We start from the raw sequence: 22004 nt of genomic DNA, 5'->3' as shown, positions 1-22004 counted from the left end.
ATGAACGCCGTGGCCAGGATCGAACAGCACAACCCCATCGGAACCGACGGTTTCGAGTTCGTCGAATTCACCGCGCCCACCCCCGAAGGCATCGAGCAACTGCGCCAGTTGTTTGCCGCCATGGGCTTCACCGAGACGGCCAGGCACCGCAGCAAGCCGGTATGGCTGTTCCAGCAGCACGCTATCAACTTCGTCCTCAATGGCAGCCCGACCGGCCATGTACATGCCTTCGCCGAGCAGCACGGGCCGAGCGCCTGCGCCATGGCCTTCCGGGTGTGCAATGCTGCCCAGGCCGCCGCCTATGTGGAGGAGCAGGGCGCTACCCTGGTCGGCAGCCACGCCAACTTCGGCGAGCTGAACATCCCCTGTGTCGAGGGCATCGGTGGCTCGCTGCTGTACCTGGTCGACCGCTACGGCACGCACAGTATCTACGACGTGGACTTCGAGTTCATCGAAGGCCGTGGCGCGGACGACAACGCCGTCGGCCTGCAGATGATCGATCACCTCACCCATAACGTGAAGCGTGGGCAGATGGACGTCTGGTCGAGCTTCTACGAGCGCATCGCCGGGTTTCGCGAGATCCGTTACTTCGATATCGAAGGCAAGCTCACCGGCCTGGTATCCCGGGCCATGACCGCGCCCTGCGGGAAGATCCGCATACCCATCAACGAGTCGGCGGACGACCAGTCGCAGATCGAGGAATTCATCCGCGAGTACCACGGCGAGGGTATTCAGCATATCGCCCTGGCCACCGACGACATCTACGCCACCGTGCGCAAGCTGCAGGCCAACGGCGTAGCCTTCATGAGCACGCCGGACACCTATTACGAGAAGGTCGACCAGCGCGTGGCCGGGCATAGCGAGCCACTGGACGTGCTGCGTGAGCTGAGCCTGCTGATCGACGGTGCGCCGGACGATGATGGCATCCTGCTGCAGATCTTCACCAACACGGTGATCGGTCCGATCTTCTTCGAGATCATCCAGCGCAAGGGCAATCAGGGCTTCGGCGAGGGTAATTTCAAGGCCCTGTTCGAATCCATCGAAGAGGATCAATTGCGTCGTGGTGTGATCAGCGAGGAGTGAAGCCATGAGCCGCAAATGGATCAGCTTTCCCCTGCGTGAGGGCGAGCACTCGCGCCAGGCGCACTGCGACTTGCCGGCCGAGACCTACGAGCGGGAAATGGGCCGCGAGGGTTTCTTCGGCCCCGTGACCCACCTGCACCACAAGCACCCGCCCACCGGCTGGGTCGACTGGCAGGGGCCGTTGCGGCCCCATGCCTTCGACTTCAACCGGATTGCCAGCGAACACGACTGCCCGCTGCAGGCGCCGCTGGCTCTGCACAACGCCGATATCCGCCTGCGCGTGTGGAAGACCGCCGGCGCCATGGGCCACCTGGTGCGCAACAGCGACGGCGACGAACTGCTGTTCGTGCACGACGGCGCAGGGCACTTCTACTGTGATTTCGGGCACCTGGAGTACCGCGATGGCGACTACCTGGTGATCCCCCGTGGCACCGCCTGGCGCATCGAGCCAACGGCGCCCAGCCATTTCCTGCTGATCGAAAACACCGATGGCGCCTACCAGCTCCCCGACAAGGGGCTGCTCGGGCCCCAGGCGATCTTCGATCCGGCGGTGCTCGATCACCCGCATCTCGATGAGGCCTTCAAGGCCCAGCAGGACGAGCGCACCTGGCAGATCCGCATCAAGCGGCAGGGCCAGATCAGCACCGTGACCTACCCCTACAACCCGCTGGACGTGGTGGGCTGGCACGGCGACAACACCGTGGTGCGCCTCAACTGGCGGGATATCCGGCCGCTGGTGAGCCATCGCTACCACCTGCCACCGTCGGTACACACCACCTTCGTGGCCAACGGCTTCGTGGTCTGCACCTTCACGCCGCGGCCGGTGGAGTCCGACCCCGGCGCACTCAAGGTGCCGTTCTTCCACAACAACGATGACTACGACGAAGTGCTGTTCTATCACCGCGGCAACTTCTTCAGCCGTGACAACATCGAAGCCGGGATGGTCACCCTGCATCCCTGCGGCTTCCCCCATGGCCCGCACCCCAAGGCCCTGAAGAAGGCGCAGGCCGACCCAGCCACCTTCACCAATGAGGTGGCGGTGATGATCGATACGCGCCGCGCCCTGGAGGTGGCCGACGCCGCCGCTGCGGTGGACGTAGCCGAGTACGTGAATTCCTGGCGTGCGCCGGGCAAGGAGTCCCGATGAAACTGGCATCACTGAACCAGGGCCGTGATGGCGTGCTGGTGGTCGTTTCCCGCGATCTGTCGCATGCCGTTCGCGTGCCGCAGATCGCCCACACGCTGCAGGCTGCCCTGGATCAATGGGCGAGCGTGCGGCCGCAACTGGAGGCGGTCTACCAGCGTCTCATTGATGGCCTGGAGGCCAGCGCGTTCGACTTCGACCAGCGCGATTGCCACAGCCCGCTGCCACGCGCCTATCATTGGGCCGATGGCAGTGCCTACGTCAATCATGTCGAGCTGGTGCGCAAGGCCCGCGGTGCCGAGATGCCCGAGTCGTTCTGGCACGAGCCGCTGATGTACCAGGGCGGTTCGGATGCCTTCATTGCGCCCCACGCGCCGATCCGCCTGGGTGACGAAACCTGGGGCATCGATCTGGAAGCCGAACTGGCGGTGATCACCGATGACGTGCCGATGGGCATCACGCCTGCCCAGGCGCTCGGGCATGTGCAGTTGCTGCTGCTGGTCAACGACGTGTCGCTGCGCAACCTGATTCCCGGTGAGCTGGCCAAGGGCTTCGGCTTCTACCAGAGCAAGCCGTCGTCGAGCTTCTCACCGGTGGCGGTCACCCCGGACGAGCTGGGCGAGAGCTGGCGTGAGGGGCGGGTGCATCGGCCACTGGTGTCGCATATCAACGACCAGCTGTTCGGCCAGCCCGACGCCGGCACCGACATGACCTTCGACTTCCCGACGCTGATTGCCCACGCCGCCCGTACCCGTCCCCTGGGCAGCGGCACCCTCATCGGTTCGGGCACCGTCTCCAACTACGACCGCAGCGCGGGCTCCAGTTGCCTGGCCGAGAGACGCATGCTGGAGGTGCTCGAACAGGGCGAGGCGAAAACCCCGTTCCTCAGGTTCGGCGACCGGGTGCGCATCGAGATGTTCGATGCCGCTGGCGCCAGTATCTTCGGTGCCATCGACCAACAGATCGAGCGCTACGGCTAGGCTAGCCGTCCAGGGGCGATTCGCTGTCGACGAGACGCTCTGGCTTGCGGGCCATCCGGCTGGGCGAGGCGTTTCCCCGTCGCGGGCCGAGTGCCTCAGTCGCTGTCTTCGTCGCGAATCAGTACGAAGCTGGAGCCCTGCTCATCGTCCACACGCTCGCAGACGAAGTACATCACGACCTTGCCGGCGGCCGACATGGTCGCCAGGTAGTCACCGGCCTGTGGCGTGAAAAACGCCTTGGAGCCCGGCGTGGCCTCGCAGGCGACCAGCGCATTAACGAACAGCGCCGGGTCGCTACCATCGAAGTAGTCGTCGCGCTCGGCGGCGTCCCATTCCCGGGGGGGCTCGAAAGGCCCGGTGAACAGCACCTTGGCATCACCCATGTCCCGTTCTTCGTCCTCGGCATCGTCTTCATCCGGGCGATAGACCGTGCAGTCGTGCGCTTCGCTGGCAGCCAGCACGCGCTGACGTTGTTGATCATCGGCTAGGGACACGGTGGCTCCGAATATCAGAAAAAATCGAGGCTGCAGTGTGAGCTGCGCCACACCACTCTGCAATCATCCGCATGTCCCCTGGCGCGGAAAATGCGATGCTGGGGTCGAGCGTCAAGCAGCGGGTGTGGCCGGAGACGTCGGCCACGTTCCCATTGCAGCCAGCGGCCATTGCACATGATGGCGTCGGAAAATCGTCAACAGGTCTGGGAGCAGTGATGAAGATCAGCTCGAATTTCGATAGCGGCAACATCCTCGTGGAGGACGCCAGCGACCCGCACAAGGTGTTGCTGGCCATGCGCAAGGACCTCAACAGCGAGCATTTCCAGTGGTTCCATTTCCAGGTCGATGGCCTGACACCGGGTGTGCGTCACGATTTCAGCATCACCAACGCCGGGCAGTCGGCCTACAGCCGCGCCTGGACGGGTTATCAGGCGGTGGCCTCGTACGACCAGCGTACCTGGTTCCGCGTGCCGAGCCGCTTCGAGGATGGCGCCCTGAACTTCGGCCTGGAACCCGAGCATGAGCAAATCTGGTTCGCCTATTTCGAGCCCTACAGCCGCCAGCGGCACGACGACCAGATCGCCCTGGCGCTGGCCCTGCCGGGCGTCGAGCTGCATGGCTGTGGGCGCAGCATCGAGGGGCGAAACATCGAGCTGCTGCGGGTGCACCGCCATGCGCAGGCGAACCGCAAGGTGTGGATCATCGCCCAGCAGCACCCGGGCGAGCACATGGCCGAGTGGTTCATGGAGGGCATCGTCCGCCGTCTGCAGGACAGCAGCGACGTCATTCTGGATGCTCTGCTGCAACAGGGCGATCTCTATCTGGTACCGAACATGAACCCGGACGGTGCATTCCGTGGCCATCTACGCACCAACGCTGCGGGGCAGGATCTCAACCGTGCCTGGCAGTCCGCCAGCATCGAGCGCAGCCCGGAGGTGTTCTTCGTGCAGCAGGCCATGCGCGAGGTGGGGGTGGATCTGTTTCTCGATATTCACGGGGACGAAGAAATTCCCCATGTGTTCACCGCAGGCTGTGAGGGCAATCCCGGGTTCTCCGCGCGATTGGAGGCGCTGGAGCATGAGTTCCGCAGCCGTCTGGTCGAGCGCGGTGCCGAGTTCCAGACGCGCTTCGGTTACCCGCGCAGTGCACCGGGCCAGGCCAATACGGCACTGGCCTGCAACGCGGTTGGGCAGGCGTTCGACTGCCTGTCATTCACCCTGGAGATGCCGTTCAAGGATCACGACGACACACCTGATCCGCTGACCGGCTGGAACGGTGAGCGTTCGATGAGGCTGGCCGGCGACATACTCGACGTGGTGGCGGAGATGGTCGATCGCTTGCGCTGAGCAGACCTGCTCGTGCAAGCAGCCTTGTCATCGCGGGCAGGCGCGGCCGGCTCGCTCCGCGTCCTCTGGACAAGCGCCTCTGTGTTCGAGCGGGCCGGCTCGGCGATCAGCCCGGCAAGTCGAACAGCCCTTGCTGGGCCGGCGCTGCCAGCCTAGCCCTGGGCGGTGCCGGCTGTCGGGCGAGCGGCAAAAAAGGCGCTGCTGGCACACGGCTGCGCTGTACCTGCCACCAGCCTGGTAGCAGTGCGCGCACCTCGGGCAGGGTGAAACGATCATCCATCAGGTGCACCACGCCGCTGTCCTGCGGTGTGCGGATGACCCGGCCAGCGGCCTGTACGACTTTCTGCAGGCCGGGAAACAGGTAGGTGTAGTCGTAGCCACTGCCGAACATCTCGGCCATGCGTTGCTTGATCTGTTCGTTGATCGGGTTGATCTGCGGCAGGCCCAGGGTGGCGATGAAGGCGCCGATCAAACGGTCCCCCGGCAGGTCGATGCCTTCGCCGAAGACCCCGCCCAGCACCGCGAAGCCGATCCCCTGGCCGCCCGGCCTGAAGCGCTCGAGAAACTGCTGGCGCTCGCTCTCGTCCATCTGCCGGGCCTGCACCCAGCGCGGGATCTGCGGGTGCTCGTGGTCGAAGCGTTCCAGTACCTGCTGCAGGTAGGCATAGCTGCTGAAGAAGGCCAGGTAATTACCTGGGCGTTCGGCGAACTGTCGCGCCAGCAGGGCAACGATGGGCGCCAATGAGCGCTCGCGGTGCTGGTAGCGGGTCGACAGGTTGCTCACCGCCTGTACCTGCAGTTGCGCGGCCTGGAACGGCGACTCGACATCCAGCCAGGGCGTCGCTTGCGGCAAGCCGAGCAGATCGGCGTAGTAGCCGGCGGGGCTCAGGGTCGCGGAAAACAGCGTGGTGCTGTGGCTGTTCTCGAAGCGCGGGGCGAGAAAGGGCGCCGGCACGATATTGCGCAGGCACAGCACCGAATGGCTACGCCCACGAGGATCCGCCTTGCGACTGATGTCGAACAGCGAGTGAGGGCCGAAGGCTTCCGCCAGGCGGCAGAAGGCCATGGCGTCGAGGTAGAACTGCAGCAGTTCGCCATCGTTGCCGGTGGGTTGGTCGGTCAGGTGATCGGTGAGCGCGCTGACCGCTTTCTGCAGGGAAAGAAGCAGCAGGTCCGGTGGCTGCGGATAGGTCTGGTAGTCCTCGCGCAGTTCCTTGTGCAGCTGTTTCCAGTGGCGGCTGATGCGTGTCAGTACGGCGCTCAGGCCCTTGGGCGCATTGCTGCGCATGGCTTCGAAGCGCCCCTGATCGAGTTCGGCGCTGTACATGCGCCTGGCTCGTTCGATCAGGTTGTGGGCCTCGTCGACCAGCAGCGTCACCCGCCACTCGTTGATCAGGGTCAGGCTGTAGAGCAGGGCACTGAGGTCGAAATAATAGTTGTAGTCGCATACCACCACGTCGACCCAGCGGGTCAGTTCCTGGCTCAGGTAATAGGGGCAGACCTGATGCTGCAGGGCGATGTCGCGCACTGCGGCCTGATCCAGCCAGGTGCACTCGACCGCGGCCTGGCGCGCGGCGGGCAGGCGGTCGTAGAAACCACGGGCCAGCGGGCAGGATTCGCCGTGACAGGCTTTGTCGGGGTGCTCGCAGGCCTTGTCCCTGGCGACATGTTCGAGTACGCGTAGTGGCAGGGTCTCGCCGCGCAGGATGTGTAGCGCGTGCAGTGCCAGCTGGCGACCCGGCGTTTTCGCGGTGAGAAAGAACAGCCGGTCCAGGCCGTTTTCCGCGAATGCCTTCAGCTGCGGGAACAGCGTGCCGAGCGTCTTGCCGATTCCGGTAGTGGCCTGGGCCATCAGGCAATGGCCATCGCGGGCCGCCCGGTAAACGGCTTCGGCCAGTTGCCGCTGGCCCAGGCGAAACTCGGCATGGGGGAAGCGCAGTTCGGCCAGCGCGCTGTCGCGTAGCTGGCGATGAGCCTGTTCCTGCTCGGCCCAGGTGATGAAGCGGCTGCACAGTTCCGCGAAGAACGCCTGCAGCTCGTCAGCCGTGCGGGTTTCGCGGAACACGCTTTCCTTCTGGGTGAGGACGTTGAAGTACACCACCGCGAGATCGATTTTCGCCAGATCGCGACTCTGGCAGAGCAGCCAACCGTACACCCGCGCCTGAGCCCAGTGCAGTTGTCGGTGATTGTCGGGAATGCGACTGATGTCGCCACGGTGGGTCTTTATTTCCTCGAGGAGGTTGCTGTGCGGGTCGAAGCCGTCGGCCCGGCCCCGCACCTGCAGGGAGCGAAACTCACCTGCCAGGGGGACTTCCGCTTCGTAGTGTTCGCCACGCCGGCTGACCACGGTGGCATGTCCGGCCATGCCTTCCTGGGCGGTGGGCGAGGGCGTGAAGCGCAGGTCGAGGTCGCCACATTTGGCGGTGAACTCGCAGAGCGCGCGCACCGCCACGCGATAGCTCACGCGTCGGCCCACTGCACGTAGCAGACGTCTACCGGCATGCCGTGCTCGGCGCAGAATGCCAGCCAGCGACGCTGGTTGTCCTGCAGCCGGTCGCCCGGCCCTTTCACCTCGATCATGCGGTAGCGCTTTTCCTCCGGCCAGAACTGGATCAGGTCGGGCATGCCGGCGCGATTGGCCTGGATGTCCCCGAGCAGGCGGCGGAACCAGGCGTGCAGGTGCGCCGCTGGCAGGCAGTCGAGTGCCTGATCCAGCAGGGCTTCGCCGAGCACGCCCCAATGCACGAAGGGTGACTGGATGCCGAACTTGTCGCGGTAGGTCTGGCGGATGCTGTCGCGGTAGCTGCCGTCCTCGAGCTTCGCCAGGCAGGCCGCGAACAGCTCGCGACGACGCGCATGGAAATCGGCAGTGAGCAGGTCCGCCGGGCCGTGCTGGAACGGGTGGAAGAACGCGCCAGGCACCGCGGCGAATACCGCTGGCCAGCAGAGCAGGCCGAACAAGCTGCAGATCAGCGTGTTCTCGACGTAATGCACCGGTGCTTCGCTGCGCTGCAGGTGCATCTGTACGAGCCGTTCGACTGCCAGCGGCGGGCACCTGGGCAGTTGCAGGTCGAGGCGTGCCGGCTCGGCAGTCCGGACGCGTTTCTGTACAGGCAGGCCCAACTGCCGGGCCAGGCGCAGCAGCGCCCGTTCGGCCAATTGCCGTTCCCCATCGCTGCTCGGCGCCGCGATGGCCTGGCGTGCCAGCTCGAAGGCCTCCCCATGGCACAGGGTGCGCTCCAGTACGCGAATCCGCCGCTGCCGGGCGGCGCCGTAGCTGCTGCTGGCGTACACCTGCAGCGCCCGTTCGAACTCGGCGCCGCGTTCCAGGTGCTGGCCGATGCGAAACAACAGCTTGGCACGCCGCTCGGCGATATAGGGGTTGGCGTAGCGGCGGGTGTCGATACGTTCGAGCAGGTCGGCCGTGGCATCACCGGCTTCGAACGCCTCGCGGCAGCGCTGCAGGTGCAGGTAGTCGTCGACGTCCTCACGGCAGCGCAGCGCTCGCGAGTCGGGCGGCAATTCGACGCTCTCGTAACGGAAGATGCCCAGGTCGGCGAGCACGAACTCCGACCACTCCTGATGCAGGTTGCCGAAGAACATCAGGCGCAGGCGTTCGCTCAGCCCGTCGATGGTCAGGCTGTAGAGTGCGTCCTCGAGTGTCGGGCACCAGGTGCCGAACGCCTGCGCTTCGTCGAAGTGCACCGCGAGTTGCGCCAGCAGGTCGCCTTTGCGGGCACGTCGATCACTGAGCCTGTCGGCGAAGCAGGCGGCGATCTCGTCCTTGCGCAGCAGCGTCAACAGCTCGTCGAGGCGCAGGGCGGCGTCATCGACGACCCAGCCATGGGCGATCAGCGCGATGACTGCCCGGCGGCAGCAGCCGATTTCGTCATAGTTCAGCTTGCTGGCACGAAAATGCACGCCCTTGCGCATGATCATCCTCACCAGCAGCGCCCGGGCCGGCTCATCGAGCGCGCCGAAGGCCAGCAGAAACTCACGCTCGCCGGGGCTCAGCAGATCGGCATGGCGTTCGCCAATCCAGGCAAGCGCCTTGTGAAAGTTGTTGAGGTAATAGAAACGCGGGTCGCTGGACACTGACATGAGGTAGGGCTGGTACTGTTTTTTTATACAGATATCAGGCCATCCGACATCTGGCAATCGGCAGGGGATGAGTGGGGCTCACGACAGGCTGTCACTGGGTGCCGATAGCGGTCTACACTGTATGCCCGTCGCCGTTTTGAACGCTGCCTTATGAATAGCCAGCTACCAGTCCCTCTCGCTGCCGGTACGTTGCACGAGCGTCATTACGAGATGCTGGTTCAGGCAGTGGTCGATTACGCGATTTTCATGCTCGACCTACACGGGCATATCGTTTCCTGGAACGCCGGCGCCGCGCGCATCAAGGGCTATGAGGCGTCAGAAGCCATCGGTCAGCACCTTTCGATGTTCTACACCGATGAGGATCGCCAGGATGACAAGCCCCGGCAACTGCTGGCGCGGGCGCTGCAGGATGGACGATCCCAGGATGAAGGCTGGCGGCTACGCAAGGATGGCTCGCGCTTCTGGGCGCTGGTGGCCATCGATGCGATCCGCGACGAGCAGGGCACCATCATCGGGCTGGCCAAGATCACCCGCGATATCACCGATCGCCACGAGGCGGACGTGCGTTATGACGCCCTGCGCGCCCAACTCTTCCAGGCACAGAAACTCGAGGCCCTGGGGCAGTTGAGCGGGGGGATGGCCCACGACTTCAACAACCTGTTGACCATCATCCTCGGTGCGGCCAAATTGGCGGCCCGGACCAGCGATTCACAGCGCCTGGCGAGCTTGCTGACGAGTATTCAGAATGCCGGCGAACGCGGCGCGCAGATGACCCGCAACCTGCTGACCTTCGCGCGCCGCGAGCAGGTACCCAGCCGCCTCGTCGACCTCAATGAACTGCTCGACGCCGCGCATGCCCTGTTCAGCCAGGCGCTACCCAGAACGATGAGCCTGGAGATGCAGGTCGCCGCTGGCCTGCACCCCGTAGACCTGGATCCGGGGCAACTGGAAATGGCGCTGCTCAATCTGATCGTCAATGCCCGTGATGCGATGCAGGGAATGGGAGTGGTCAGGCTTTCTGCGCACAATCGCCTGCTCACGGGCGACCTCGAGGGCCTGCATGGCGCGTTCGTGCTGATCTCGATCATCGACCAGGGCGTCGGTATCGATCCGGCCATCCGCTCACGGCTGTTCGAGCCCTTCTTCACGACCAAGGACGTGGGCCAGGGAACCGGACTGGGGCTTAGCCAGGTCTATGGTTTCGCACGCCAGGCGGGCGGCGCCGTGCACATCGCGAGCATTGCCGGGCAAGGTGCCACGGTAACGCTTTGTTTACCGGCATCCATCGGGGAAGCAGCATGTGCTCGTACCTGAACATGCTAGTATCTCCAGTCGCTTTTTCCAGCAGTGCCTCAAGGGGCAGGAAAAGCATGCTCGAGCCCCGGCTATTTTTGCGTAAATTCGATTGAGGCAGGCCAGAACTTGGAACAGCTACAACGCCTTCAAAGTGGGATCGATGGACTGGATGCGCTGCTCAAGGGCGGTCTGGTAGCGGGCGCATCCTATATCGTTCAAGGGCGCCCAGGTTCGGGCAAGACCATCCTCGCCAACCAGATCGCTTTCAATCACGTGCGTGAAGGGGGGCGGGTACTGGTGGCGACGCTGTTGGCGGAGTCCCACGAAAGGCTCTTTCAATTCCTTTCCACGATGACGTTCTTCGACCCGGCCAAGGTCGGCGCGGAAATTCAGTTCGTCAGTGCTTTCGACACGCTCGAGAACGAGGGGCTGGACGAGGTCGTCAAGCTGCTGCGCCGCGAGATCAGTCGCCAGAAGGCCACGCTGCTGATCGTCGACGGCCTGCTCAATGCCCGTTCCAAGGCTGAAAACCAGATCGATACCAAGAAATTCATTTCCGAGCTGCAGGGCCATGCCGCTTTTGCCGGCTGCACCGTGCTGTTCCTGACCAGCTCGCGGCTGGATGACGGCAGCCCCGAGCACACCATGGTCGATGGGGTGATCGAGCTCGGCGAAGAGCTGTTCGGTGCCCGGTCGGTTCGTCGCATCCACCTGCGCAAGACCCGCGGCAGCGGTGCGCTGTCCGGGCTGCACGAGTGCGAGATCACCGATGACGGGCTGGTGATCCACCCGCGCCTGGAAAGCCTCTACAGCAAGCCGACCCAGGCAGACAGCGCCACGCTGGATCGGGTGTCGAGTGGCATCGCGAGCCTGGACCGTCTGGTCGGCGGAGGTCTGCCCGAATCGTCGGTCACCCTGATCATGGGGCCGGCAGGCGTCGGCAAGACCACCCTGGGCGTGAACTTCCTTGCCCAGTCCACCGTGGACGAACCGGGCCTGCATTTCGGCTTCTACGAAACGCCACAGCGCCTGCGGCTCAAGGCCCAGTCCCTTGGCATCGATCTGCGTTCGATGGAGGAGGCCGGCGCGCTGCACATCATGTGGCAGCCGACCACCGAAGGATTGCTCGATGGGCTCGGTGCACGGGTGATCGGCGCCGTGAGGGACAAAGGTATCAGGCGCTTGCACATCGACAGCCTCGGGGGCATGGCGCGGGTGGCCACCAGCAGTGCGCGCCTGATCGAGTTCTTCAGCGCCCTGATGAGCCAACTGCGCTCCATGGGCGTCACGGTTTTCGCGACCTGGGAAATGCGTGATCTGTTCGCCGCCGAGATCAATGCACCCGCTCCGGAGTTGTCGAGCATCGTCGACAACCTGATTCTCATGCGCTTCGTGGAAAAGGACGCTGAACTAAAGCGCCTGCTTTCCATACTTAAGATGAGGGACAGCGATTACGATTCTTCTCTTCTGGAAGTGGCTATCAGTGATCATGGTGTTGAACTCAGCAAGGCATTCAGAAATGCGGTGGGCGCCCTCTCGGGGAACGTCGTACCGACGCAAGATGCCTGAGCCATGCATGCCTGACCGAGCTTACTGACTATGACAACCATCCTAATAGTCGACGACGAATACCTGATTGCGGATATTCTCGGCTATGCCATGGAAGATGAAGGCTACATGGTGGTGAAGGCGAGCAATGGCCGTAGGGGGTTGGAGGTACTCGACCGCGAACGTCCGGAGCTGGTCATCACCGATTTCATGATGCCGGTCATGGACGGCCTCGAGTTCGCCCGGGCAATTCGGGCGCGGCCGGCCTCTGCCGAGCTGCCGATCATTCTCATGAGTGGCGCTCAGGGAAGCGTTGGTCGTGCGAGCCCCGAGCTGTTCGCCGCGGTGTTCGACAAGCCGTTCGATATCAATCAGGTCATCGCCAAGGTGAAGGAACTGATCGGCCCGAGCTGATCATCGCCGCCACCCTCGCGTTTACCCGGCATCTCGCTGGCCATCCACTGCCGCCTTCCCACCACACCTGAACGCTGCGCGCGCCGCGCTGTCGAAAGCCGGATATACGCCTCGGGCGATCAGCTATCGCCGTGGCAGTCTGCTATGTCCAGAGCGCTTGTCCATGCATGAGATCGTAGTGCGGGTAGCCACCGGCGCCCGGGTATCGAACGCCTGCCTGTCGGTTCTGCGCTGTATACGCGAAGCCGCGATGGGCGGTTTGACCGCAGCGTATGGCAAAGTACCAGCGGAGGCTGCGAGTTGCCTCTCTCGACGTGGCGCTCCGCAGATTTGCGGATGGTCTCCATGCGTATCCTGATCTGCAGCGCCGAAGCGAGCCGGATACGGCCGCTGCTGGCCCCGTTGGGCTTCACCCTCGAATGCTGCCAGAGCATTACGCAGCTGTCTTCGGCGCTGGCGGAGGATGTCGTTGCCGTGTTGATCGCCGAAGAGGCGTTGCCTGATCCGGCTGATGCGGATAACCGGCTGTTCCGCTCTTCTGTTCCGCTCGTCGTCCTCGCTGCCGCCTGCCTTCGAGCACCGCTCGCGTCCGCCGGGACGGGAGCGGTCATCGTCGAGCGCCCCTTCACCGCGCGTTCACTGTGCAGCTGCCTGGCTGCGCTGATCGAACGCTCGCCCGCCAGCTCCACGGAAGTCGGCCGCACCGCTGCGGAGCTGGCAATGTTGCAAAGCCAGCGGATGGACGCCGTGGGATCGCTGACCGGCGGTATCGCCCATGACTTCAACAATATGCTCACCGGCATCATCGGCGCCCTCGATATCATGAAGCGCCGCGTTGCCAGCGGCAGGCTGGAGGGACTCGAGCCCTTCATCGCGGCAGCCAGTGTTTCCGCGGACCGGGCCAGTGCGCTGACCCAGCGGCTACTGACCTTTACCTTTCGCCAGCCGATGGACGTGCGGCCTGTCGCGGTGGATCCGCTGATCGAGTCGCTGGAGCTGCTGATCCGCCGTACCATCAGTCAAGGCACCTCGCTGCAGGGCGAGTACCGGCATGGCGACGCGCGGGTGCTGGCCGATGCCCGGCAACTGGAAAACGCCATCCTCGATCTCGCCATCAATGCCCGGGATGCCATGCCCACCGGCGGCCAGGTAAGGCTGCATACTTCGCTGAGTGAACTGGCCGAGGAGGACAGGGCGGCTCTGCCGGATCTGTCGCCAGGGCGTTATCTGGTCATGGCCTTCTCGGACACCGGGTCGGGCATGAGCAGCGACACCCTGGAAAAGGTTTTCGATCCATTTTTCACCACCAAGTCCGTGGGGCAGGGCAGCGGCCTCGGTTTATCCATGGTGCACGGTTTTGCGCGGCAGAGCGGTGGTCAGGTCACCATCCACAGTGAGCCTGGCGTTGGCACAACGGTGCGGCTCTACCTGCCGGTCGCCGATGCTGCCAGTGATGATCGGCAGGTCGCGGTGACGAGCGCAACGGGGCATCGCGTTCTGCTGGTCGAGAGCGATTCGGCGGTTCGCCTGCTGCTTTCCGAGGTCTTGGCTGACAGGGGCTATGAGGCGGTCAATGCCACCGAACCCCAGGCAGCGATCGACCTGCTCGCCTCGGGCATGCCCTTCGACCTGCTGGTGTCGGCTATCAGCCTGCCGGGCATGACGGGCTCGGCGCTGGCCGGTGTCGCTCAGGGGCACCGGCCTGGCCTGCCCGTACTGCTGATCGTCGGTGACACCCACAGTGTGCCACCTGAGTCCGTGCAGGGCATCAGGGTCATCGGCAAACCCTTTTCCCTGCGTGAGCTGAGCGAAACCCTCGCCGAGTTGCTTCCCGCACGGTCGTGATCCCACCGCCGCGCCAGTTCTGCGCAGCGATGGGGCACCCGGCTCGTTGGGCGGCAGCCGGGATTCTCCGTCCAGCCAGGCGCCCTGGCGACGTTGTACCGATGGCAGCCAGCATCCCGGCAAGTTTTTTCAAGGAAAGTGGTGGTGCGCGGAATCAAAGTCCTGCTCCGTAGTCCTAAACCCTGACAAAGAAAAGGCGGCAGCCCATGCCGCCACGTCCAGCCTCTCGCAGTGCTGGTTTGGATGTCGATCCGTTTGCAGTACCAATGCCGCTTTCCTTTCATGCGCCCGTAGAGCGGGCTGAGGGGGCGGTGATTGCGTCGAGAACGAGATGCCGCTGTATGCGCCGGGCCAGATAGGCCCTTGGTGGCGCAAGGCGCTTGCGGTTCGGCTGGTCAGCCGCTTGCGTCGATCAATTCAGTGTCGCCGCACCACCGCGGCGATTGTGGGGGAGATATTAACCATTGAACGGTAATCACAGCCTATGAAAATGTTGAAGGAATCCCTCAAGAAGGTATTGCCACGGGACAGTATCGACAACCTCAAAGGGTTGCAGAAGAAAGCGTCCATGGGCTGGATCCGTGCCTTGTCGCGCTCTGCCACGTTGCGCCGTTTCCACTATTCGTTCTTCTCGTCGGCCTTCGATCGTGAAGCCTATGCGGTGGTAGTCGGCCACCTACAGCACGAGGAAAACCTGTCCGGCGCCGAGCCGGTCAACTACTTCCTGCGTCGCGCGGTGCACCGTATCGAGAAGGGCCTGATCATGCAGCCCAGGCGCGAAGTGTTCGCCCTGGATTACATCAACGACACGGTCGACAGCTACATCGCCTCGCTCAACGGCAAGGTGGATCGCGACGAAGTCAGCTGGGCCCATGACGTGCTCGCCGAATACTTCGCCGTGACCGGTGAGCATCCGGTGATCAACCGGGCCCGCGAGAAATTCGCCCGCCTCGAGCGTCCGCTCAGTTCGCCAGGCAGCCTGCGCAATCCGGATGCCGAGCGTGTGCCATTCGTCGCTGACGTGAGCACGCCGAGCGTGGATTACACGGCCATGCGCCAGCTGTCGATGAAGCGCCGCTCGGTGCGCTGGTACCAGGATCGTCCGGTACCGCGCGAGGTGATCGACAAGGCGGTGGAAGTCGCCGTGCAGTCCCCGAGTGCCTGCAACCGTCAGCCATACCGCTTCCTGATCTTCGATGATGCCGCTTCCGTGGCCCAGGCTTCGCGTCTGCCCATGGGCGTCGCCGGTTTCGATCACAACTTCCCGGCCATCGTCGCCGTGGTCGGCCGCTTGCGTGCCTACCCGCACGTCCGCGACCGCCATGTGATCTACATCGATGGCGCGTTGGCGGCGATGTCCTTCATGTTCGCGCTTGAGACCCAGGGCGTATCGTCCTGTTCGATCAACTGGCCGGACATTCCCGAGCGCGAGCAGGCCGCCGCCAAGCTGCTAAAGCTTGACCCGGACGAGCGCATCGTCATGTTCATCTCCCTGGGCTATGCCGCGGACACCGGCCTGGTGCCGTATTCGCAGAAGCTGTCGCTGGATGAAGCCCGTAGCTACGGGCACCTGGAGACGTCCAGCCGATGAGTGCCGCGCGTGTCCAGGAGGGCATGAAGTACCTCCTCAACTCTGGCTGGATGCTGGCCGAGAAGTTCTTGATGCTGGCCATCGGCCTGGCGACAACCGTGGTGCTGGCCCGCTACTTGGGCCCCGAGGATTTTGGTTACCTCAACTACGCGCTGGCGCTGCTGGGGCTGCTCAGCATCGTGGTGCACCTGGGGCTGACCGGCCTGGTGGTCAAGGAGCTGCGCAGCAACCCGGATAACGAAGACCAGATTCTCTCGACGGTATTCGTGATCAAGGTGGGCTGCTCGGTGATCGCCTTTGCGATCATGATGGGCACCTACCTGATCGGCAACGACCAGAATTTCCTGGTGCTGCTGTTCACCGCCCTGGCGCTGTTCTTCACACCGTTCGAGATGCTCATCGACTGGTTCCAGGCGCGGGTACAGGCCAAGTACGCTGCCGTGGCCGGATTCGTCGGGCAGCTCGGCGGCAATGGCCTGAAGATGATCCTGGCCATCGCCGGTGCCGGCCTGGTGTATATCGCCCTGGCCCACGTGGTGGTGGTGATGGTCACCTCGGCGATCCTGGTCTGCTATGCGGTGATGCTCAAGCGCGAGTTCCGCTTCGACTTTTCCTGGACCCTGGGCAAGACCCTGCTCAAGAAAAGCCTGCTGATCTTCCTCGGGTCGCTGTCGGCGGTGATCTACCTGAAGGTCGATCAGATCATGCTGCAGTACATGCTCGGCGAGTACTCGGTGGGTGTGTATTCGGCGGCTTCGCGGCTATCGGAAGCCTGGTACCTGATTCCGACCATTCTGATGGCGTCGGTCTTCCCGAAGATGATCGACCTCAGCAAGACCGATACTGCCGGCTATAACCGCTTCATGCAGGTGGCGCTGGACGTGTTGTTCTTCATGGCGTTCGGCCTGGCGGTCGTGGTGTTCTTTCTCTCCGACTGGATCGTCCTGACGCTCTACGGCGAGCAGTACGCCGATGCCGGGCCCGTGCTGGCGATCCATATTTTCGCGGCGACCTTTGTGTTCATGCGCGCGCTGTTCAGCAAGTGGATCATCATCGAAGAGGCTTTCATCTTTTCTCTGGTCACCCAGGGCCTGGGTGCATTGAGCAACATCGTGCTCAATTACTTCCTCATCCAGAGTCACGGTGTCGTCGGCTCCGCGTGGGCGACGCTGATTTCCTACTCCATCGCCGGTTACGTGAGCCTGCTGCTGTCACGCAAGACACGACCGCTATTCATCATGATGACCAAGAGTATTTTTCTGCACGTGTTCATTAGCGTGCCCCAGTTGATTCGTGAATTCAGGAGAACGTGATATGTACGTCGAGATTCGCAAAGCCGGTTTCGTCAACAAGGGGGCTGCACTGATGCTGCACGCGGCCCTGCAGCAGGTACGCAAGAACCTTCCTGCCGCCAAGGTGGTGATGGAGCCTGGCCGTGCCAAGAGTCCCTACCCCTACGTCAATCGTGCGTCCCTGGGGCTGTATCAGAAAGCCTGGTTGTGGCGCGCCGGCATCCCGTTCGGCGACCTGGCGGCCGTGGTGCCTGCCGGTATCCGCGAGCAATACGGTGTGGTGCTCGACAAGGAAGTGAACGTGGTGCTGGACGCCGCCGGCTTCGCCTACAGCGATCAGTGGGGCCCGGACCTGTCCGAAGAATTGGCGCGCTCCAGCAAGCGCTGGAAGAAGAACGGTAGCAAGGTGATTCTGCTACCTCAGGCGTTCGGCCCGTTCCGTGACCAGAAGAGCAAGGAGGCCGTGAAGGCCTTCGTCGACAACTGCGACCTGATCTTCGCCCGTGAGCAGGTGTCCTACGATTACCTTACCGAGATCGTCGGCGAGCGCGACAACATCAAGCTGGCACCGGATTTCACCAACCTGATCACTGGCACCTTGCCGTCCTATTTCGACCCGGCCATTCACCAGGTCTGCGTGGTTCCCAACTGCCGCATGCTCGACAAGACCGGTGACAGCGTCGCCAAGGGTTATGTGCCGTTCCTGCAGCGTGCGACCAAGATGCTGGTCGAACGTGGCGCCAAGCCGTTTCTGCTGATCCACGAAGGCGAGGGCGATGCCCGGGTGGCCGAGCAGGTGTCGCAAGCGGTGGGTGGACTGCCGATCCTGCGCGAGACCGATCCGCTGGCGATCAAGGGCATTCTCGGCGCCTGTCGTGGCACCCTCGGTAGCCGCTTCCATGGTCTGGTCAGCGCCTTGTCGCAGGGTGTGCCGTCGTTGGCCACGGGCTGGAGCCACAAGTACCAGATGCTGTTCGCCGATTACGGGTTCGCCGAAGGCGTGCTGAACATCAACCTGAGTGACGAAGAGCTTTCCAAGTCCCTCGACTACCTGACCGACCCCGTGCAGATGCAGGCGCTGTCGGCTCGCTTGCAGGCACATTCCGCTGAGCTGAAGACCCGCACCCAGGCCATGTGGGACGAGGTGTTCGCCCTGATCGATCAAAGCCAGGGTGTGCGCAGCGACAAGCCGCTGGCGGTGGCAGCGGGGCGCTAGGGCGTCTGCTGCGGCGAAGACCCATCGGGAGCTGGGATTGGCCAGTCCCCTGCTGGGTTACGCAATGCACCGACCCCCTCTACGGATCGCGTTGCAATGAAAAACACCCCGGTTGATCACTCAGCCGGGGCGTTTCGGTTTTGCCGCAGGCCTCAGGACTTACGGTCGTAGGCACCTTGTTCGCTCACCGGAACCTTGCGCTCTATGCCGTTGCGCATGATGTAGTAGAAGAAGCGCGGGATGCCGATGATGTAACGGCTGAACAGGCGACGCGGCTCCATCAGCAGGCGGTACGCCCATTCCATGCCGAACTTGCGAACCACCAGCGGTGCACGGCTGAAGCGTTGTGCCGCGAAGTCGAGGATTGCACCACCGCAGATCATCAGGGCGGGGCGGCCGAGGTCACGCTGCAGGGTCACGGCGACTTCTTCCTGGCGAGGCATGCCCATGCCCATGACGATCAGCGGGATCTTCTCCGGTTGCAAATGCTGCTGGACGAATTCGAGGTAGCGATCGGTGGGCTGAAAACCGTCGATGGCATGGAATTTACGGTCACCGAACAGTGCGCTGGCCCCCAGGTTGACCCAGGGCTCGCTGGTGCCCATGGCGAACAACTGGTAGTTGTCGCTGTGCTCGCTTTCCAGCAGGTGCTGGATCAGGCTGGGAATGAAGTCGGTGCCATTGAGGTTGGCACCTGGTGCCAGGCCGTTGAGCGAACAGGCCAGCTTGACGCCGATGCCGTCGCGCAACAGGTAGTTTACCTTGAGGAAGTGGCGGCGTGCGGCACTGTCGTTCTGGACAATGTTGTAGCCGTGCTGATTGAGAAAACCGAGGATGGTCGGTTTTTCCGGTGTGCTCAGTTCATCGAGCAGTGGCGTCACGTCATCCTCTTCCAGCAACTTCAATTTGTGGATCAAAGGATCGTGCAGTTTGAGCTGAGAAGTTTTCACAGGCGAGCCTCGTTTTCGGAAAGTAATGGAATTATCCGGTATCTGTTCACTGGGGCTTCGCGCTTGGCTTGTTGTTATGTCTGTCCATTTTTCAGCGAATGGAGGAGCTGTCCGTCGCCCTGTAAGTCGTGAACGGTGACTCGCCAAATGGCAAGTCACACCTGCTGCTGGGCTCGACTCGGGCCCTAGCAGGCCGTTGAAAAAATACTTGCGTTGCCGTCGCTTCATTAAAAACAGGCTCGGACACCCGTCCGACCAGAATGCTCATGTATAGCTTATAAAGTCGAATACGGCCCCGGCCGCTTTTGACACACTTCATTCGACGCGGGGCCAGCCCTCGGCTGTTGCTACACTGCGCTACGTGTTGCCGGAGACGCCTATCTGGAGGCGCCTTGCCTGTTTTCTGCGGGCCACCATCGGCCTTGCATCTGCTGCCTCGACTACCTTTTCCAACAGCCTGCCATCCGATGCGCCAGCGCCGCTCCCGAATCGTTGCGGCGCTGGTAATCCCATCAGGCCGCAGAGACCTTGAGTTCCTTTACCCGACCGTAGTTGTCGGAAAAACGGATGATGTCGTCCTCGCCAAGGTAGGTTCCTGATTGCACCTCGATCAACTCCAGCGGAATCATGCCCGGGTTTTCCAGGGCGTGTATCTGGCCGATGGGGATGTAGGTGGACTGGTTCTCGGTGACCATGTAGGTCTCCTCACCGTTGGTCACCTGTGCGGTACCGCTGACGACGATCCAGTGTTCCGCGCGATGATGGTGCATCTGCACGGAGAGTTTGGCGCCCGGTTTCACGGTGATGCGTTTGACCTGATAACGCGCACCTTGGTCGATGGAGTCGTACATGCCCCATGGGCGATAGACCTCGCGGTTGTTGAGGTGTTCACCTCGCTCGTCGCGCTTGAGCTGCTCGACGATGCGCTTGACCTCCTGCGCCTTGTCCTTGTGGGCGACCATGATGGTGTCCTTGGTCTCGACGATGATCAGGTTCTCGACGCCCACCGTGGTCACCAGGCGGTAGTCGGCATGCACGTAGTTATTGTGGCTATCGTGGCTGAGCACGTCGCCCTTGTGCACGTTGCCCTGCTCGTCCTTGTCGCTGACGTCCCACAGTGCAGACCAGGAGCCGATATCGCTCCAGCCGGCGTCCAGCGGTACCATCACCGCGTCTTCGGTTCGCTCCATCACGGCATAGTCGATGGAGTCTTCCGGGCAGGCGGCGAATGCCTCTTTGCCGACACGCACGAAGTGCAGGTCCTGCTCGCTCTGGGCCGTGGCACGACGGCAGGCATCGAGGATATCCGGCTGCCAGCGCTGCAGCTCTTCCAGATAGCGGCTGGCGCGGAACATGAACATGCCGCTGTTCCAGAAGTGCTCGCCGGAAGCGAGGTAGTGCTCGGCGGTCACGCTGTCCGGTTTTTCCACGAAGCTCTGTACGGTGAAACCACCTTCACCGGCCGATGCACCTTTCTGCAGGTAGCCATAACCGGTTTCCGCATGGGTCGGCACGATACCGAAGGTCACCAGCTTGCCGGCCTGGGCGAAGGGCAGGGCGGTCTCGACCGCGCGGTGGAAGGCGCTGACATCCTTGATCAGATGGTCGGCAGCCAACACCAGCAGTACCGGGTCATGCTCCTTCTCGAGCGCCTTGATGGCAGCCAGCGCCACCGCTGGCGCGGTATTGCGACCAACCGGCTCGAGCAGGATGCTGGCGTTCTCGATACCCAGCGCGCGCAGTTGCTCGGCGGCCAGGAAGCGGTGTTCCTCGTTGCAGATCAGGCAGGGCTGGCTGACTTGCAGGCCCTCCAGGCGCTGGATGGTCGCCTGCAGCATGGACAGCGAATCGTCGGCGATGGGCAGGAACTGCTTGGGGTTGAGTTGGCGCGAAAGCGGCCAGAGGCGCGAGCCGTTGCCGCCGGAAAGAATGACAGGAATCATCGTGGAGCTCCTCCCATGAAGAGTGATTGCCGAAGTTTGAATTCCCTGAGCAGGATCGGCAGGATGCGGAACGCGTCGCGCGCGTAGCGCCCTACCAGTCGACGAGGTTCGGTGAACGCGCGGTGCAGCCATTCCAGAGAGTAACGCTGCATCCACAGCGGGGCGCGCTTGATCCTGCCAGACAGGAAGTTGATCGAGGCACCCACGCACAGACCGATGCCGACGGCCTGGTCGGTTTCGAAGATCTTCTGCGCGAGGATTTCCTGGCGCGGGCAGCCCACCGAGAGCACCACCAGATTGGATGGGTGTTCGATGACGAAGGACAGGCAGGCCTGGATCGCTTCTTCGCTGTTGATGAAACCCATCGGTGGGTTGTGATGGTGAAAGGTGATGTGTGGGTAGCGTGCTCGCAGATGCTGGATGTCTTCATCCTCGCAGCCGATCACGGTGACGTTCCAGGCGCGCTGCTCGGCAATGTCGATCAGCTCTTCGGTGAGCGTGCTGCCGGGAATGGCATCTTCCACAGGAACTCTGAGCATGCGCAGCAGGGGCAGCAATACACGGCTGTCGCAGATGCGGTGGCGGGCCACCGCGTAAGAGCGTTTGAGGTCGTGGTCGGATTCCAGCTGCACGATGTGATTCACGTTGGGTGTCACGACGTAGCTGTACCTGTCGGTGCTGTGCTCGACCAAGTCCTCGACCAGGCGATCCTTGGAGCCAGCGTAGAACTCGATGTCAAAGGCTTTCATCAACACCTCTTT

General features: G+C 63.0%; 17 protein-coding genes. 11 read left to right on the top strand and 6 right to left on the bottom strand.

Translation table 11 applies throughout. From position 1 onward, the window contains the following. Genes hppD through BLR94_RS16410 form a run of 3 tightly spaced genes read left to right on the top strand, consistent with a single transcriptional unit; the run spans nt 1 to nt 3207 of the window. Nucleotides 1–1083, top strand: a complete 1083-nt coding sequence (gene hppD / locus BLR94_RS16420; RefSeq protein ID WP_084307161.1) for a 4-hydroxyphenylpyruvate dioxygenase — start codon at nt 1–3, stop codon at nt 1081–1083. Between the two features lie 4 nt (nt 1084–1087). Beyond that, a complete protein-coding gene (locus BLR94_RS16415; RefSeq protein WP_084307162.1) occupies nt 1088–2230 on the top strand; it encodes a homogentisate 1,2-dioxygenase in 1143 nt (380 codons plus the stop codon). Further along, nucleotides 2227–3207 carry a fumarylacetoacetate hydrolase family protein gene (locus BLR94_RS16410; RefSeq protein WP_084307163.1) on the top strand — a complete coding sequence of 327 codons (981 nt, stop codon included), beginning with the start codon at nt 2227–2229 and terminating at the stop codon, nt 3205–3207. The genes BLR94_RS16415 and BLR94_RS16410 overlap by 4 nt, the downstream gene beginning before the upstream one ends. Nucleotides 3208–3302: 95 nt before the next feature. On the opposite strand, the gene BLR94_RS16405 is transcribed toward BLR94_RS16410, so the two are convergent. Continuing rightward, the gene (locus BLR94_RS16405; RefSeq protein WP_084307263.1) at nt 3303–3701 is read right to left on the bottom strand and encodes a hypothetical protein; all 399 of its coding nucleotides are present in this window, start codon (nt 3699–3701) and stop codon (nt 3303–3305) included. Nucleotides 3702–3916: 215 nt separating this feature from the next. Between BLR94_RS16405 and BLR94_RS16400 the strand changes: the two genes are divergently transcribed. Further along, nucleotides 3917–5047, top strand: a complete 1131-nt coding sequence (locus BLR94_RS16400) for a M14 family metallopeptidase (protein ID WP_084307164.1) — start codon at nt 3917–3919, stop codon at nt 5045–5047. 106 nt (nt 5048–5153) lie between these two features. Here BLR94_RS16400 and BLR94_RS16395 read toward each other — a convergent pair whose 3' ends face one another. Both BLR94_RS16395 and BLR94_RS16390 read right to left on the bottom strand, forming a co-directional pair. After that, on the bottom strand, nt 5154–7511 hold the full coding sequence (locus BLR94_RS16395; protein WP_084307165.1) for an ATP-dependent DNA helicase: 2358 nt from the start codon (nt 7509–7511) through the stop codon (nt 5154–5156). Next, nucleotides 7508–9148, bottom strand: coding sequence for a VRR-NUC domain-containing protein (locus tag BLR94_RS16390; RefSeq protein WP_084307166.1), 1641 nt, complete (start codon nt 9146–9148; stop codon nt 7508–7510). Before BLR94_RS16390 ends, BLR94_RS16395 begins: the two co-directional genes overlap by 4 nt. 150 nt (nt 9149–9298) lie before the next feature. Between BLR94_RS16390 and BLR94_RS16385 the strand changes: the two genes are divergently transcribed. The 7 genes from BLR94_RS16385 to BLR94_RS16355 all read left to right on the top strand — a co-directional run bounded on the left by BLR94_RS16385 (nt 9299) and on the right by BLR94_RS16355 (nt 18350). Further along, nucleotides 9299–10462 (top strand): two-component system sensor histidine kinase NtrB, encoded by a 1164-nt coding sequence (locus BLR94_RS16385; protein WP_084307167.1) that lies wholly within the window; start codon nt 9299–9301, stop codon nt 10460–10462. A 108-nt stretch (nt 10463–10570) separates the two neighbouring features. Next, nucleotides 10571–12013: an ATPase domain-containing protein gene (locus tag BLR94_RS16380; RefSeq protein WP_084307168.1), complete on the top strand. Its 1443-nt coding sequence runs from the start codon at nt 10571–10573 to the stop codon at nt 12011–12013. A gap of 30 nt (nt 12014–12043) precedes the next feature. Next, nucleotides 12044–12406, top strand: a complete 363-nt coding sequence (locus BLR94_RS16375) for a response regulator (protein WP_084307169.1) — start codon at nt 12044–12046, stop codon at nt 12404–12406. 345 nt (nt 12407–12751) lie between these two features. After that, on the top strand, nt 12752–14251 hold the full coding sequence (locus BLR94_RS16370; protein ID WP_167359765.1) for an ATP-binding protein: 1500 nt from the start codon (nt 12752–12754) through the stop codon (nt 14249–14251). Nucleotides 14252–14735: 484 nt separating this feature from the next. Continuing rightward, on the top strand, nt 14736–15842 hold the full coding sequence (locus tag BLR94_RS16365; RefSeq protein ID WP_084307171.1) for a nitroreductase family protein: 1107 nt from the start codon (nt 14736–14738) through the stop codon (nt 15840–15842). Next, a complete protein-coding gene (locus BLR94_RS16360; RefSeq protein WP_084307172.1) occupies nt 15839–17155 on the top strand; it encodes a flippase in 1317 nt (438 codons plus the stop codon). Before BLR94_RS16365 ends, BLR94_RS16360 begins: the two co-directional genes overlap by 4 nt. Nucleotide 17156: 1 nt before the next feature. Beyond that, entirely contained in the window at nt 17157–18350 is a 1194-nt protein-coding gene (locus BLR94_RS16355; RefSeq protein ID WP_084307173.1) for a polysaccharide pyruvyl transferase family protein, read from the top strand. Nucleotides 18351–18502: 152 nt separating this feature from the next. On the opposite strand, the gene BLR94_RS16350 is transcribed toward BLR94_RS16355, so the two are convergent. From BLR94_RS16350 to BLR94_RS16340, 3 genes are all read right to left on the bottom strand, one after another. After that, a complete protein-coding gene (locus tag BLR94_RS16350; protein WP_084307174.1) occupies nt 18503–19300 on the bottom strand; it encodes a WecB/TagA/CpsF family glycosyltransferase in 798 nt (265 codons plus the stop codon). 512 nt (nt 19301–19812) lie between these two features. Beyond that, nucleotides 19813–21243, bottom strand: a complete 1431-nt coding sequence (locus BLR94_RS16345) for a mannose-1-phosphate guanylyltransferase/mannose-6-phosphate isomerase (protein WP_084307175.1) — start codon at nt 21241–21243, stop codon at nt 19813–19815. Further along, entirely contained in the window at nt 21240–21992 is a 753-nt protein-coding gene (locus BLR94_RS16340) for a WecB/TagA/CpsF family glycosyltransferase (protein ID WP_244158199.1), read from the bottom strand. The genes BLR94_RS16345 and BLR94_RS16340 overlap by 4 nt, the downstream gene beginning before the upstream one ends. Nucleotides 21993–22004: the final 12 nt, after the last annotated feature.

Origin of the sequence: Phytopseudomonas flavescens, from assembly GCF_900100535.1 — a bacterium.
Lineage (GTDB): Bacteria > Pseudomonadota > Gammaproteobacteria > Pseudomonadales > Pseudomonadaceae > Aquipseudomonas > Aquipseudomonas flavescens.
The sequence above is the reverse complement of the archived record's forward strand: the minus strand, read 5'-3'. Positions and strand labels throughout refer to the sequence as shown.

Excerpts from the sequence above, each read along its gene's own strand:
- hppD (WP_084307161.1), top strand. The coding sequence starts at position 1 with ATGAACGCCGTGGCCAGGATCGAACAGCACAACCCCATCGGAACCGAC.
- BLR94_RS16345 (WP_084307175.1), bottom strand. The coding sequence starts at position 21,243 with ATGATTCCTGTCATTCTTTCCGGCGGCAACGGCTCGCGCCTCTGGCCG.
- BLR94_RS16410 (WP_084307163.1), top strand. The coding sequence starts at position 2,227 with ATGAAACTGGCATCACTGAACCAGGGCCGTGATGGCGTGCTGGTGGTC.
- BLR94_RS16360 (WP_084307172.1), top strand. The coding sequence starts at position 15,839 with ATGAGTGCCGCGCGTGTCCAGGAGGGCATGAAGTACCTCCTCAACTCT.
- BLR94_RS16390 (WP_084307166.1), bottom strand. The coding sequence starts at position 9,148 with ATGTCAGTGTCCAGCGACCCGCGTTTCTATTACCTCAACAACTTTCAC.
- BLR94_RS16370 (WP_167359765.1), top strand. The coding sequence starts at position 12,752 with ATGCGTATCCTGATCTGCAGCGCCGAAGCGAGCCGGATACGGCCGCTG.
- BLR94_RS16355 (WP_084307173.1), top strand. The coding sequence starts at position 17,157 with ATGTACGTCGAGATTCGCAAAGCCGGTTTCGTCAACAAGGGGGCTGCA.
- BLR94_RS16340 (WP_244158199.1), bottom strand. The coding sequence starts at position 21,992 with ATGAAAGCCTTTGACATCGAGTTCTACGCTGGCTCCAAGGATCGCCTG.
- BLR94_RS16365 (WP_084307171.1), top strand. The coding sequence starts at position 14,736 with ATGAAAATGTTGAAGGAATCCCTCAAGAAGGTATTGCCACGGGACAGT.
- BLR94_RS16415 (WP_084307162.1), top strand. The coding sequence starts at position 1,088 with ATGAGCCGCAAATGGATCAGCTTTCCCCTGCGTGAGGGCGAGCACTCG.
- BLR94_RS16400 (WP_084307164.1), top strand. The coding sequence starts at position 3,917 with ATGAAGATCAGCTCGAATTTCGATAGCGGCAACATCCTCGTGGAGGAC.
- BLR94_RS16385 (WP_084307167.1), top strand. The coding sequence starts at position 9,299 with ATGAATAGCCAGCTACCAGTCCCTCTCGCTGCCGGTACGTTGCACGAG.
- BLR94_RS16375 (WP_084307169.1), top strand. The coding sequence starts at position 12,044 with ATGACAACCATCCTAATAGTCGACGACGAATACCTGATTGCGGATATT.